We start from the raw sequence: 12,881 nt of genomic DNA on the forward strand, positions 1-12,881 counted from the left end.
CGACAAAGCGCACAATTTGTCAGGCGATAATGGATAAACGGGACGAAGCATACACGGCATCGCCAATGTTTGCTGCCGAACGCCCAAAAACGGGAATTCATGCGCCCGCTTTTGGTGCGTTGCCGCATTATTCAGGGGCGTAGGCGCCATTTTCGACGTCGGCGCGCGCGTCAGGAAAATAGGCAGAGTGACAATACAATTACTGACTTTCCGGTAATTTAAATTGCTCACATAGAAATGTTTTCCATGTTTTCCAGCCAACGCCGCAGCGCGCCGATTTGAACGGATGAGGACGACTCTTGCTTGCAAATTGCACATCAGTTGAAACAATTTCTTACAATGTTGCCTTCTCAATATTTTGACATATTTGTGTCCAAAAAACGACACTTTGATTGAAATCAAGTTTTCGTCAGCCCCATTCCGCACAATTTACTTTTTCTTTTTCGCATTTTTTGCTTAAAAGCATCAAGAAAAAATGCTAGTTCCGGCTTGCGCGCCGGAGCAGGCGCATGAAAGGGCCCAGCAACGGCAGTTTTTCATACAATTCTTCCGCCGCATCCCAATAATCGCGGTGCACGACCACCCGTCCCTGCGCATCGAAGCGCACATGCGTTGCGCCACGAATGCACTGTTCGCCAGATACCAGGCGTTTCATGCGGAAATGAAACTCCCATGTCAGGAACGCCTGCTCCCCCTGCCCCAGGCTTTCCAGCACGACAAACCGGGGCGCATCGACTTGCACGAACATATGCTCGAAGATGGCCAGGATGGCGGCATGGCCCACCACTTCGTTGAACGGGTCCTTGAAGCGGGCGTCCGGCGCGTACACGGCGCCCAGCTGGGCCAGGCTTTCCAGGCTCAGGTGCTCGTAAAACGCCACCAGGCGCGCCAGCGGGCCGTCGTCCATGGTTGCGTTCATAGGCCCGTCACCTTGCGGATCAGCCAAAAATAGGCGCGGTACGGCAACAGCCGCGCCAGGCGCATGGTATTCGTGAAGCGTTTGGGGAAATGGATGTGGAACTGGCCCCGTTCGATGCCGTCGAGCATGGCGGCGGCCGCGTCCTGCGCCGTCATCAGCGCAGGCATGGTGAAATCGTTGCCCGCCGTCAGCGGCGTGGCGACAAAACCAGGGTTGATTTGATACACGTCAATCCCCCGCCCATGCAAATCCAGATACAGCGATTCCGTCAGATTGATCAGCGCCGCCTTGCTGGCGCCATACGCGAGCGCCTTGGGCAAGCCGCCATAGCCGGCCACCGAGCCGACGATGCCGATGCCGCCGCTGCCCTGGCGCAACAGCCACGGCAGGGCCTGCTCCAGGCAATTGAAGACGCCGCCCACGTTCAGGGCCAGCAAGCCCTGCGCCGCTTCCAGGTCGAAACTGTCGGCGCGCATGGCCTGATAGCCGCCCGCCACGACCAGGATCAGGTCGATATGCGTCCACTGCTGCTGCAATGCCACGCAGACGGCCCGCACTTGCGCATGCTGGGTGATATCGAGCGGCAAGGCCTGCGCCAGCGGCTGTCCCTCGCACAGTTGCTCCAGGCTGGCGCGGTGGCGGGCCGACAGGGCCACGCAGGCGCCCTGCTGCAGCAGCAAGGTGGCACAGGCGGCGCCGATGCCGCTCGACGCGCCGATGATCCACACGCGCTTGCCGGCCCAGCTGGTGATCTTGCGATTCATGGGGCCGCCTGTGGACGCTTGCTGAACGATAAAGTGACGGCGCCCAGGCTGAAGCCGAACTTGCTCATGGCGGCGCGGTTGAGCATGACCTTGTCATCCATCAGGAACATCCAGTCCTCGAAGTCGACGTGGTAGACCGTGCCATCGACGGGCAACGCCAGCACGTATTGCCAGCGCAGCGCATTGCCGGCCACTTCGCCGACGGCTTCCCCGATCACGTCGGGCGCCGTGCCGATAAAGCGTCCGGGCGCCGTCTTGCGCAAGGTCCACACGCGCCGTTGCCGGCTACCATCCGCATACGTGAAATCCTCGTCCAGGGTGCCGATCTCGCCCGCCCAGCTGGCCCGCATCACGACGGTGAAGCGTTTCACGACCTTGCCGGAGCGGTCCTGGAAGATGCCATGCGCGTCCAGCGTGCCGTTGAAGTACTGCTGCAGATCCAGCTTGGGTGTTTCCTGCGCGTACGTGGCAGGCGTGGGCGGCGTGGAGCAGGCGGCCAGCGCCAGCAGCAAGGCGGCCGCCATGCCGCGTGCATACAATGTCATGAGGCGCATGCGTGGTTCTCCCGATGTTCGCTATATATATGTTGCAAGGGCGTCCGCCACAGCAGCAGCGCCGCCAGCAGTTTCAAGGCGCAAGGCAGCAAGGCGTACGCGGCAGACAAGGCCGGCAAGCCTTTGCTGCCGCCCGGCACATAGCCGAGCCAGCCCAGCAGGGGCAAGGCGATGCCGGCCGCCAGCGCCAGGCTCATTTGCACGCCCCAGTTCCACCAGCCGAAATACGCCGCCTCGTGCCGCCCGGCATGACCGGCCGCGCCGATCAACCCTGCCAGCAGGGCCGGCGGCAAGGCCAGGTCGGCGCCCAGCGCCAGGCCCGACAGCAGGCAGATGGCGGCAAAGCCCCAGGCGGCGCCGGCGCCCAGGCCATATGCCCAGACAAACACGGCCGCCGCCAGCAGCATGGCGCCGCCCCAGGCGCGCGCCTCGCCAAAGCGGCGCGCCAGGGCCACCCACCCGGGCATCGAGGCGGCCGCCGAGCAAAAATAGACGATCAGGAACGGCCCCGCGTAATGGCCCAGGCGCAAGTAGTCGCCGGCAAAGAACAGGAACAGGGTGGCGGGAATGGCGGCCGCCACGCCATTGACGAGCAAAACAGTGAACAGCCAGCGGAACGCGCGCTGGCGAAACGGCAGCTTCCAGCCATTGCCGGAAACCGCTTCCCCGGCACTGCGCACAACGGGACGCGGCGCGCGCGCCAGCAGCAGCGCACCCGCCGCCAGCAGGCAGAAGGCAAAGGCCAGCGACAAGCCGTCATAACCAAGCACGGAAGTCAGCCCGGCCGCCAGGATCACGCCGAGCAAGCCGCAGCCTTCGCGCACGGCCGCCACGCGCGCCCGCTGCGTGGGCGCCTGGGTGAGCGCCGCGCCCCAGCTCTGGTGCGCGATGCCGGCCAGGCCATAGGCGGCATACACGAGCAGCAAGGCGGCCAGGAACCAGGCCAGGGTGGCCGCCTCCTGCATGGACGGCGGATGGAACAGGGCGCCAAAGCCCAGCAGCAGCAAGGGCAGCGCGGCGCCGACATACACGGCATACGCGCGCCCGCCGCGCGCCATCCAGGCGCCCAGGGCAGGGTCGATGAAGGCGGCGGCGATGCGGGCCGCCAGCAGCACGGCGCCGATCTGCGCCAGGTCTAGACTGCTGCGCTGCGCATAGAACGGCGCCACATAGATATAGATGGGCAGCGCCAGCATGGCCAGCGGCAAGCCGAACAGGCCATAACTGAACAGGGCAGGCAAGCTCAACGCGCTGGCCCCGGCGTTCATGGCAGCGGCGCCGCACTCTGCAGCAAGGCCGCGCGCAGCTTGGGCGCCGTCGATTCGGGCGCCAGCCAGATGGCAAAAAACGCGCGCGCGAAATCGCCATCGCTCACATCGGCCAGCACCTTGCCGTCGAGGTAAAAGCGCACGCCGGGCGCGATGCCGGCCCGGTAGGCGCCCGCGATGCGCTGGCCTTCCTTCACATCCGGGAAGATGCGCTGCATGGTGGCCAGCCACGCCAGGCGCTGCTCCGGCGTGCCGGCGCCGATTTTCTGCATCTGTTCATAGCTGGCTTCTGCGATCTTCTTGCCATCGAGCGAACGCGCGTAGCGCAATTCCAGCACGAAAGGCGCCGTTGCCGACGCCGCGCCCTGATAACCGTTCGCGCCCACCCACAATTGCGCCCGATAAATACGCATGCCGAACCACGTGTATTCGCCCTCCCCCGCCAGCCGGGCTTCGGGCACGTCGGCAGCGACAAAGGCCGGCGGCGCGGCCGCGGCGCCCAACATGGTCAATGACAGCACAACGGTGGCAAGCAGGCGGCGCATGGTCAGTCCTTCACCAGGGTAAATTGCATCACATCCGTGTTGTGCGCCTGGAAGGCGGCCTCGCAATACGCGAGGTAAAACTCCCAGGTCAGCAGGAAACGGCCATCGAAACCCTGTTTTTCCAGGGCCGTGCGCTGGGCCAGGAAGCTGGCGCGCCACTGGCGCAGGGTTTCCGCGTAATCGAGGCCAAAGCGGAAGGCGTCCACCACGCGCAAGCCCTGCGCCTCGGCGGCGCGGCGAAACTCGGCCGGCGACGGCAGCATGCCGCCCGGGAAGATGTACTGCTGGATGAAATCCGTGCTCTTGCTGTAGCGCTCGAACAAGTCGTCGGCGATGACGATGGTCTGGATACAGGCCCGTCCGCCCGGCTTCAGGTTGCGCGCCACGCATTCAAAATAGCCGGGCCAATAGCTTTGCCCCACGGCTTCGAACATCTCGATCGAGGCGATGGCGTCGTACTGGCCATCACTGTCGCGGTAATCGCACAGCTGCAAGTCGGCCTGCGCCGCCAGCCCCGCGTCCCGCAGGCGCTGGCGCGCATACGCCAGCTGCTCGGTCGACAAGGTCAGCCCCGTCACGTGGGCGCCGTAATCGCGCGCCGCCGTTTCCGCAAAGCCACCCCAGCCGCAGCCGATTTCCAGCACCTTGGCGCCTGGCGGCAGCTGCAGCTGATCCGCGATGCGCGCGTATTTCGCCCCTTGCGCCTGTTCCAGGCTGGCGCCCTCGCTGAACAGGGCGCTCGAATACGTCATCGACGGGTCCAGCCACAGCTGATAGAAGGCGTTGCCGATGTCGTAATGGGCGTGGATATTCTTCTTGCTGCCGGCGCGCGAATTGCGGTTGAGCAAATGCCGCAGCTTATAGGCCAGGTTGCCCCACCAGTTGCCATAGATCAAGGACTCGATCTGCGCGCGGTTGCGTATCATCAACTCGATCAAGCCCGGCAAATTATCCGTGCGCCAGTCGCCGGCGATAAACGTTTCCGCAAAGCCGATGTCGCCCGAGCGCAGGACGGCCGCGCACAGGCGCCAGTTGTGCAAGTCCAGGGTGACGGGATGGCTGCCATCGCCGTACAGCAAGATGCTGCCGTCCGGCGTGCGCAGGCGCAGCGCGCCATATTGTAATTTTTGCAGCAGGCGCACGATCATGCGCGCGGAAGCGGGCATATCCAGATGCACATGCCCATGCAAATGGGTGGAACTGCTGCGCGCATGCAGGCCGGTCGGCAGGGAATCGGAGCTCATCGGGACACCTTTTCTTGTGGAGGGTGGGGTTTGCTGAAAAACGGCACGCGGCGCAGCCACAGGCGCAAGGCTTGCCAATGGATGCGCGCCATCACGCCAAACGTCATCAATGGGTAGCGCAGCAGGGCCCAGGCGATGGCGCCATCGCGCAGCGGCTGCGCCGTACCGGACAAGCTCGTCTGCAAAACAGGACCGTCGAGGTCGTCGTAATCGACCCGGGCCAGGTGGCGCTCGCCGCTCTGGTCGCTGTTGCGCAGGAAACGGAAGCGGTAATGGCCTTCCACCTTGCAAAACGGCGAGACATGGAAAATTTTGCTGGCCTGCAATTCGCTGCCATAGGCGATGGGGCCGCCCTGCTCGAGCAAATACAGGTGGCGCTCGCCGAAGGTGTTGCGCACGTCGCAGACCACGGCGCGCAGCGCGCCGTCCGGACGGTGGCAAAACCAGAAACTGACGGGATTGAAGACATAGCCGAACAGACGCGGCATGGTTTGCAGCCAGATTTCGCCGCCCGCGTCCAGCACGCCATGCTGGCGCAGCAAGCCATCGATCCAGTCCAGCAGCGGCGTCGCGCCATCGCCATGGTCGCTGTCGCGGAAGGACAGCACATTGGCGCCGTTGCGCGAGATCCAGCGTGCCGGGAAATCCTGCATCCCCATGCTGCGCAAGGGCAGGCGCAGATAAAACATGCCGTAAGCAAAGGCATGCGCGCGCGGGCGCAGGCGCGCATGGCGCACCCGCCCCAGGCACAGCTGGGGCTGCGGCCGGGCCGGCTGCGTGGGATCACGCGGCATGGCCAAGCTCCGCCGCCGCCATGTCATTGAGCACTTGCGCCACGGCCAGGCCCGACTTCAAGCCGTCCTCGTGGAAACCATAGCCCGTCCAGGCGCCCGCGAACCACGTATGTTGCGCGCCCTGAAAACCGGCCAGGCGTGCCTGGGCGGCAATGGCCGCGCCATCGAACACGGGGTGGGCATACGAAAACTCGTCGAGGATGGATGCCGGGTCCGGTTCATCGAGGGGATTGAGCGAAACGATGACGGGCGTGGTGAAGGGCAAAGGCTGCAACTGGTTCAGCAAATAATGCACGCACACTTGCGGCGCCTCCCCTTCTTCGGCCGGCCTGCCCTGGTAATTCCAGGCCGACCAGGCGCGGCGGCGCCACGGCAGGCAGGACGCATCCGTGTGCAGCACGGCCCGGTTCGGCTGGTAGCGCACGGCTTCGAGCACGGAGCGCTCATCGTCGCGGATGTCCGCCAGCAGCGCCAGCGACTGGTCGCTGTGGCAAGCGAGCACCACGTGATCGGCGTGCTCGACGCCAGCGGCCGTCTGCAGCTCGATCATGCGCGCGCCGCCGTGGGGCTGGCGGCGCACGGCCAGCACGGGACAGGCCAGGCGCTGCTGCGGAATGCCTGCCAGCAGTTTCTCCACGTACACGCGCGAACCGCCCCGCACCGTGCGCCACTGGGGCCGGTCGCTCACTTGCAGCAAGCCGTGGTTGTGGCAAAAACGGATGAAGGTGGCCAGCGGAAAGGCCAGCATCTGACGCGCCGGGCACGACCAGATGCAGGCGGCCATCGGCAGCAGATACCAGTGGCGGAATTCCTCGCCATAACCGTGCAGGTCGAGGAATTCGCCCAGCGACATGGCCGGCGCCGGCACGCTGGCCGTGGCCAGGGCGCTGGCCTGGCGGTTGAAGCGCAGGATATCGCGCAGCATGCGCAGGAAGGCGGGGCGCAGCAGATTGCTGCGCTGGGTGAATACGGTATCGAAATTGGCGCCCGCCCATTCCAGCACGCGGGCATCGGGGGCAGTACCCAGAGGCATCTTCACGGAAAACGACATGTCGCTGTCGGCCGCCTCGACACCGAGTTCCTCAAACAGCCGCACCAGGTGCGGATAGGTGGCGTGGTTGAACACGAGAAAACCCGTGTCGACGCCATGCGTGACGCCATCGAGCGTGACATCGACCGTGTGACTGTGGCCGCCAAAGTAGTCGCCCGCTTCATACAAGGTGACGTCCTGGCCCGCCTGCGCCAGGCGATAGGCACACGACAATCCTGCAATTCCTGCTCCGACGACGGCAATTTTCATGAGTACACCTGTATTAAGTTTGTCCTGGACAAAATGAGCCTCATGGATAATCGATGAAATATTGATTTATGTCAATGAGCGCTCTCAGCCGCACATAAACTTATACGCAAGCAATTTCCAATCGGATTCAGCGATTTGGTCCGGGGCGGCGGAAGGCGTAAAATGCATGCCACGTTCTTCCGCAAGCGAGCAAAGCCCCCTGGTATGGATACTGACCTGCAACCTACTTCCGCCTTCAGCATCAGCGATGTCGAACGCGACACCGGGCTGGCCAAGGAAACCTTGCGTGTCTGGGAACGCCGCTACGCCTTTCCCCAGCCCCAGCGCGACGCCTTTGGCGAGCGCAGCTACCCGGCCGAGCAAGTGCAGAAATTGCGCATGGTCAAGCGCCTGCTGGACCTCGGCTTTCGCCCGGGCAAGATCATGCAGCACAGCACCGTGCAACTGCAGCAGCTGGCCAGTGCCGGCAGCGCGGCGCCGGCGGCGCCGGCACCGCAGCTCGAGCATTACCTGTCCCTCTGCCGTGGCCACCAGATGGCGGAACTGGGTGAGGCCCTGCGCCAGGCGCTGGCCGTGCTGGGCTTGAAAAGCTTCACCATCGACGTCATCGCGCCCCTGACGGGCCTGGTGGGCGAAGCGTGGGCCTGCGGCGAACTGGCCGTGTATGAAGAGCATCTGTACAGCGAAACCTTGCAGACGGTGATGCGCCATGCCATCTTTTCCCTGCCGCAAGCAAGCAGCCCGTCCATGCGCACGCCGCGCATCGTCCTCAGCACCTTGCCGCAGGAGCGGCATGGCCTGGGCCTGCTGATGGCCGAGGCGCTGTGCGCGGCGGCGGGCGCCCATTGCATGTCATTGGGGGTGGAAACGCCGCTGACGGACATCGTCGCGGCCGCCCGCGCGCAGCGGGCCGACATCGTGGCGCTGTCGTTTTCCAGCGCCAGCAAGCAGCGGCAGACGCGCGACAGCCTGCAGCAGCTGCATGCAAGCTTGCCACCAGGGATGGAATTGTGGGCCGGCGGACGCAGTCCCGTGCTGTACAAGCAGCCGCCCTCCTTCCTGCATGTGCTGGACTTGCGGCAAGTCGACGAAAGCATCGCCGACTGGCGCCGCCGCCGCCAGGCACTGGCCCTGCAAACCCATTGATCCGGCTGGAAAGCGCGGCAACTGCGGCGATCTCCGTGGATAGCCGCGCAATGTTGCCAATCGAACAGTAAAGCATGAAGGGCCGGGCGCGCTCTGGTAGAATAGCCCGTAACACAGTGTCCGGCGCCGCCGGGCCTTAGGTCAGCACCCGCCACCACACATCCATGTTTAGTTTCTTCAAGAAAAAACCCATCGCTCCCGAGGCTGCGCCAGCCGAGCCCCTCGTCCTTCCCGCCACGCCGCCTGCACCGCAGCCTGCCGCTGCGCCCCTGAGCGGCGCGCCGGCCGAGCTCGTGCCCGTGATCGTGGCCGCCGAACCCGAGAAAAAATCGTGGATGACGCGCCTGAAGGCGGGCCTATCGAAAACCTCGACCACTTTATCCGTGCTGTTCGTCGGCGCGAAGATCGACGACGCCCTGTACGAAGAGCTGGAAGCGGCGCTGCTGATGTCCGACGCCGGCATCGACGCCACCGAATTCCTGCTCACGGAATTGAAGAAAAAGGTCAAGGAAGACAAGCTGCTGGACGCGGCCGCCGTCAAGGCCGCCCTGAAAGTGCTGCTGATCGAGCTACTGAGCCCGCTGGAAAAACGCTTCGAGCTGGGCCGCCACAAGCCGCTGGTGATGATGATTTCCGGCGTGAATGGCGCCGGCAAGACCACCACCATCGGCAAGCTGGCCAAGCACATGCAGTCGAACAACCAGTCCGTGCTGCTGGCCGCGGGCGACACCTTCCGCGCCGCCGCGCGCGAGCAGCTGATGGTCTGGGGCGAGCGCAACAACGTCACCGTCATTTCGCAGGAATCGGGTGACCCGGCCGCCGTGGCCTACGATTCCGTGCAATCGGCAAAGGCGCGCGGCATCGATGTGGTCATGGTCGACACGGCCGGCCGCTTGCCGACGCAGTTACACCTGATGGAAGAATTGAAGAAAATCAAGCGCGTGATCGGCAAGGGCATGGAGGGCGCGCCGCATGAAACCCTGCTCGTCATCGACGGCAACACGGGCCAGAATGCCCTCACGCAAGTGAAGGCCTTCGACGATGCCCTGCAATTGAGCGGCCTGGTGATCACCAAGCTGGACGGCACCGCCAAGGGCGGCGTGCTGGCGGCGATTGCCCGCGTGCGCCCCGTGCCCGTGTATTTCATCGGCATCGGTGAGAAAATTGAGGACTTGCAGCCCTTCGTGGCTGCCGAATTTGTCGAAGCGCTGCTCGGATAAGCCCATACATGATTGAATTTCAGCACGTCTCCAAGCAATACTCCGCCGACGCCGTGGCGCTCAGCGACATTTCGCTCAATATTGCCAAAGGCGAGCTGGTCTTCCTGGCCGGCCCGTCCGGCGCCGGCAAGTCCACCTTGCTGAAGATGATCGCCGCCATGGAACGGCCCACGTCGGGCAAGCTGATCGTCAATGGCCAGGACATGGCGAAGATCAAGCCGGCCGGCGTGCCCTTTCTGCGCCGCAACATGGGCCTGATCTTCCAGCAGCAAAAACTGCTGAACGACCGCTCCATCCTGGCCAACGTCATGCTGCCGCTGCTCGTCGTCGGCGCGCACAAAGTGGCGGCCGAGCAGCGCGCGCGCGCCGCGCTCGACAAGGTGGGACTGCTGGACCGTGCCATGGCGCGCCCGCTGTCGCTGTCGGGCGGCGAGCAGCAGCGCGTCTCGATCGCGCGCGCCATCGTCAACCGGCCGCAGATCATCCTGGCCGACGAACCGACGGCCAACCTGGACCGCGCCAGCGCCAACAAGGTGCTCGACGCCCTCAAAGCATTCCACTCGGTGGGCGTGACCTGCCTCATTTCCAGCCATGACGAACAGATGCTCGACGCCGCCGCCCGCGTGATCCACCTGAAGAACGGCCAGCTGGTCGCCATCGACAAGGCCACGCAGGCGCCCGTCTTCGCCCCGCCCGATCCCGATTTCGCCCCCTCTCCCGATGCGGACGACGCGCAGGGAGAACAGGCATGAGAGGCTGGTTCCGCCAACACCGCTTCGCGCTCGGTTCGGCGCTGATTCACTTGCGCAAGTCGCCAGGCGGCTTTCTCTTGAACGTGCTCGTCGTCGCCATCGCCCTGTCGCTGCCGTTCGCCGGCTTGACCATGCTCGACAATGTGCGCCCCATGTCGGAACAGATGTCGGTCGACCCGGAAATCAGCGTTTTCCTGAAGATCGACACGCCGCGCGAGCAAGCCGTGGCCCTGGCCAGCGCCATGCGCAAGATCGTCGGCGAGCAAAAGGCGAAGATCGTCTTTATCCCGCGCGAACAGGCGCTCGACACGCTGAAGAACAAGAACGGCCTGGCCGACGTGCTGAGCACCCTGGGCGACAATCCCTTGCCCGACAGCTATGTACTGAAACTCGACGCCTTCAGCAGCGCCAGCGAGGCGCAGGACGTCGATGCCGTGGCGGAACAATTGCGCCACTTGCCCGGCGTGGAATCGGCGCAAGTCGATTCGGCCTGGGTCAAGCGCCTGGCGGCCCTGCTGGGCGTGCTGCGCCTGGTGCTGCTGCTGCTGGCCATCACCCTGGGCGTGGCCGTCATCGCCGTGGTCTTCAATACCATCCGCCTGCAGGTGATGCAGCAGCGCGATGAAATCAGCATCTCGAAACTGATCGGCGCCACCGATACTTTCATCCACCGCCCCTTCTATTACACGGGCGCCCTGCTGGGCCTGTGCGCCGGCGCGCTGGCGCTGGGCGCCGTGGCGCTGGCCTTGCAGCCGCTGAATACCGCGATTGCCGAGTTTGCGCGCCTGTACGCGTCCGAATTCCAGCTGGTGCCGCTGGCGCCGCTGCCGATGGCCGGCTTGCTGGCCGTCAGCGCCGGCCTTGGCCTGATCGGCGCCTTCCTCTGCGTGCAGCGCCACCTGGCGCGCCTGAACTGACCTTCCTTTCCATGGCGGCGCCTGCGGTGCCGCCATGCGCCTCACCATCCCCATCTGCTGTTATCTTGATATTAAGCAAGTATTCTTAAGGTTCGCTTCAGCCAGAGGCCGTAGACTAGCCATGTTGTCGTGAAGCGGCCTGCAGTGCTGTTCAGATCGCTGTTCAGAGATATATATCAAGCATTAAATCGCTATAGTATTTAGGCTATCAGGACGATTAAATGTGCTGATTGGCACTCTCAAGCAGAGAGTGCTAATATAGGGACATACCAACAGCAGAACCGCCATGGACGCCAGATGAAGATGGTGCCGCGATCTGCAAAGTGCAAGACCGAATACGCAAAACAGAACAGACAATCGGGCCACATCGTGTGATGTGGCCAACTGGAACACAGCAAGACTACGAGGGAGAAAACATGACTATGATGTCCGCAACATCCGCATTGGTTCCGACCAAAAGTAATGCGCTGGGCCTCGGGTTCACTGGCAATCTGGGCAATATCGACGCCTATATCTCGGCCGTGAACCGTCTGCCCATGTTGACCCACGACGAAGAAATTTCGCTGGCGAAACGCTTGCGCGAAAAAAATGACCTGGCCGCCGCGCAAGAGCTGGTGCTGTCGCACCTGCGCCTGGTGGTCTCGATTGCCCGCGGCTATCTGGGCTATGGCTTGCCGCACGCCGACCTGATTCAGGAAGGCAATATCGGCTTGATGAAAGCCGTGAAACGTTTCGATCCGGACCAGGGCGTGCGCCTGGTGTCGTACGCCATGCACTGGGTGAAAGCCGAGATGCATGAGTACATCCTGAAAAACTGGCGCCTGGTCAAGGTCGCGACGACGAAGGCGCAGCGCAAGCTGTTCTTCAATCTGCGCAGCCACAAGACGGGCCTGGACGCGATGACGCCGAAGCAGATCGATGCGCTGGCCAAGCTGCTCGACGTGAAGCGCGAAGAAGTGATCGAAATGGAAACGCGCTTGAGCGGCCGCGACATCGCGCTGGAATCGCCGACCGACGATGAAGACGACAAGTTTTCGCCGATCGCCTACCTGTCGTCGGAGCAAAGCGAGCCGACCAAGGTGCTGGAAGCGGAACAAGTGACGCGCCTGCAATCGGAAGGCCTGGAAACGGCCTTGAGCAAGCTCGATGCCCGTTCGCGCCGCATCATCGAAGCGCGCTGGCTGGCCAACGACGACGGTTCCGGCGCCACCCTGCACGCCTTGGCGGAAGAGTTCGGCGTATCGGCCGAGCGCATCCGCCAGATCGAAGTGGCGGCGCTGAAGAAAATGAAGGGCGCCCTGGCGGCGTATGTCTGAGCGGCGCCTGCCGCCTGAAGCTCAAAATGCCGCTGCGTCACAAGAAGCGGCATTTTTTTATGAACGCTATGCTTCAAGGGCGTGACGATGAGCAAGCGAGATGCACTCACCGCGGCATTATTTAATTGCCAAGTACGTGTCC

General features: G+C 63.6%; 13 protein-coding genes. 5 read left to right on the top strand and 8 right to left on the bottom strand.

Annotation, left to right across the window (positions count from 1 at the left end; genetic code table 11):
* Positions 1-478 precede the first annotated feature (478 nt).
* From AC0V2Y_RS22830 to AC0V2Y_RS22865, 8 genes are read right to left on the bottom strand one after another with little or no spacing between them, the layout of a single operon-like run.
* Positions 479-919, bottom strand: a complete 441-nt coding sequence (locus tag AC0V2Y_RS22830) for a nuclear transport factor 2 family protein (protein ID WP_475413884.1) — start codon at positions 917-919, stop codon at positions 479-481.
* Positions 916-1,683: an SDR family NAD(P)-dependent oxidoreductase gene (locus AC0V2Y_RS22835; RefSeq protein ID WP_475413883.1), complete on the bottom strand. Its 768-nt coding sequence runs from the start codon at positions 1,681-1,683 to the stop codon at positions 916-918. Before AC0V2Y_RS22835 ends, AC0V2Y_RS22830 begins: the two co-directional genes overlap by 4 nt.
* Positions 1,680-2,237 carry a DUF3833 domain-containing protein gene (locus tag AC0V2Y_RS22840; RefSeq protein ID WP_475413882.1) on the bottom strand — a complete coding sequence of 186 codons (558 nt, stop codon included), beginning with the start codon at positions 2,235-2,237 and terminating at the stop codon, positions 1,680-1,682. Before AC0V2Y_RS22840 ends, AC0V2Y_RS22835 begins: the two co-directional genes overlap by 4 nt.
* Complete coding sequence (locus AC0V2Y_RS22845; RefSeq protein ID WP_475413881.1) at positions 2,225-3,505, bottom strand: MFS transporter; 1,281 nt, start codon at positions 3,503-3,505, stop codon at positions 2,225-2,227. Before AC0V2Y_RS22845 ends, AC0V2Y_RS22840 begins: the two co-directional genes overlap by 13 nt.
* Entirely contained in the window at positions 3,502-4,050 is a 549-nt protein-coding gene (locus AC0V2Y_RS22850) for a chalcone isomerase family protein (RefSeq protein ID WP_475413880.1), read from the bottom strand. The genes AC0V2Y_RS22845 and AC0V2Y_RS22850 overlap by 4 nt, the downstream gene beginning before the upstream one ends.
* A 2-nt stretch (positions 4,051-4,052) precedes the next feature.
* Positions 4,053-5,294, bottom strand: a complete 1,242-nt coding sequence (locus AC0V2Y_RS22855; protein WP_475413879.1) for a class I SAM-dependent methyltransferase — start codon at positions 5,292-5,294, stop codon at positions 4,053-4,055.
* Positions 5,291-6,088: a DUF1365 domain-containing protein gene (locus tag AC0V2Y_RS22860; RefSeq protein WP_475413878.1), complete on the bottom strand. Its 798-nt coding sequence runs from the start codon at positions 6,086-6,088 to the stop codon at positions 5,291-5,293. The genes AC0V2Y_RS22855 and AC0V2Y_RS22860 overlap by 4 nt, the downstream gene beginning before the upstream one ends.
* Positions 6,078-7,388, bottom strand: a complete 1,311-nt coding sequence (locus AC0V2Y_RS22865) for an NAD(P)/FAD-dependent oxidoreductase (RefSeq protein ID WP_475413877.1) — start codon at positions 7,386-7,388, stop codon at positions 6,078-6,080. Before AC0V2Y_RS22865 ends, AC0V2Y_RS22860 begins: the two co-directional genes overlap by 11 nt.
* A 204-nt stretch (positions 7,389-7,592) precedes the next feature.
* On the opposite strand from AC0V2Y_RS22865, the gene AC0V2Y_RS22870 reads away from it, so the two are divergent.
* From AC0V2Y_RS22870 to rpoH, 5 genes are all read left to right on the top strand, one after another.
* Complete coding sequence (locus AC0V2Y_RS22870) at positions 7,593-8,534, top strand: MerR family transcriptional regulator (RefSeq protein WP_475413876.1); 942 nt, start codon at positions 7,593-7,595, stop codon at positions 8,532-8,534.
* A gap of 164 nt (positions 8,535-8,698) precedes the next feature.
* On the top strand, positions 8,699-9,754 hold the full coding sequence (gene ftsY, locus AC0V2Y_RS22875) for a signal recognition particle-docking protein FtsY (protein WP_475413875.1): 1,056 nt from the start codon (positions 8,699-8,701) through the stop codon (positions 9,752-9,754).
* Between the two features lie 8 nt (positions 9,755-9,762).
* Positions 9,763-10,506, top strand: coding sequence for a cell division ATP-binding protein FtsE (locus AC0V2Y_RS22880; protein ID WP_475413874.1), 744 nt, complete (start codon positions 9,763-9,765; stop codon positions 10,504-10,506).
* Positions 10,503-11,423 (top strand): permease-like cell division protein FtsX, encoded by a 921-nt coding sequence (ftsX, locus tag AC0V2Y_RS22885; RefSeq protein WP_070222518.1) that lies wholly within the window; start codon positions 10,503-10,505, stop codon positions 11,421-11,423. The genes AC0V2Y_RS22880 and ftsX overlap by 4 nt, the downstream gene beginning before the upstream one ends.
* Positions 11,424-11,845: 422 nt before the next feature.
* Positions 11,846-12,739 carry an RNA polymerase sigma factor RpoH gene (gene rpoH / locus AC0V2Y_RS22890; RefSeq protein WP_070222520.1) on the top strand — a complete coding sequence of 298 codons (894 nt, stop codon included), beginning with the start codon at positions 11,846-11,848 and terminating at the stop codon, positions 12,737-12,739.
* The last annotated feature ends 142 nt before the right edge of the window (positions 12,740-12,881 follow it).

Source organism: Janthinobacterium sp. BHSEK (assembly GCF_056174685.1).

Coding starts and splice junctions, on each gene's coding strand:
- AC0V2Y_RS22830 (WP_475413884.1), bottom strand. CDS start 919: ATGAACGCAACCATGGACGACGGCCCGCTGGCGCGCCTGGTGGCGTTT.
- AC0V2Y_RS22835 (WP_475413883.1), bottom strand. CDS start 1,683: ATGAATCGCAAGATCACCAGCTGGGCCGGCAAGCGCGTGTGGATCATC.
- AC0V2Y_RS22840 (WP_475413882.1), bottom strand. CDS start 2,237: ATGCGCCTCATGACATTGTATGCACGCGGCATGGCGGCCGCCTTGCTG.
- AC0V2Y_RS22845 (WP_475413881.1), bottom strand. CDS start 3,505: ATGAACGCCGGGGCCAGCGCGTTGAGCTTGCCTGCCCTGTTCAGTTAT.
- AC0V2Y_RS22850 (WP_475413880.1), bottom strand. CDS start 4,050: ATGCGCCGCCTGCTTGCCACCGTTGTGCTGTCATTGACCATGTTGGGC.
- AC0V2Y_RS22855 (WP_475413879.1), bottom strand. CDS start 5,294: ATGAGCTCCGATTCCCTGCCGACCGGCCTGCATGCGCGCAGCAGTTCC.
- AC0V2Y_RS22860 (WP_475413878.1), bottom strand. CDS start 6,088: ATGCCGCGTGATCCCACGCAGCCGGCCCGGCCGCAGCCCCAGCTGTGC.
- AC0V2Y_RS22865 (WP_475413877.1), bottom strand. CDS start 7,388: ATGAAAATTGCCGTCGTCGGAGCAGGAATTGCAGGATTGTCGTGTGCC.
- AC0V2Y_RS22870 (WP_475413876.1), top strand. CDS start 7,593: ATGGATACTGACCTGCAACCTACTTCCGCCTTCAGCATCAGCGATGTC.
- ftsY (WP_475413875.1), top strand. CDS start 8,699: ATGTTTAGTTTCTTCAAGAAAAAACCCATCGCTCCCGAGGCTGCGCCA.
- AC0V2Y_RS22880 (WP_475413874.1), top strand. CDS start 9,763: ATGATTGAATTTCAGCACGTCTCCAAGCAATACTCCGCCGACGCCGTG.
- ftsX (WP_070222518.1), top strand. CDS start 10,503: ATGAGAGGCTGGTTCCGCCAACACCGCTTCGCGCTCGGTTCGGCGCTG.
- rpoH (WP_070222520.1), top strand. CDS start 11,846: ATGATGTCCGCAACATCCGCATTGGTTCCGACCAAAAGTAATGCGCTG.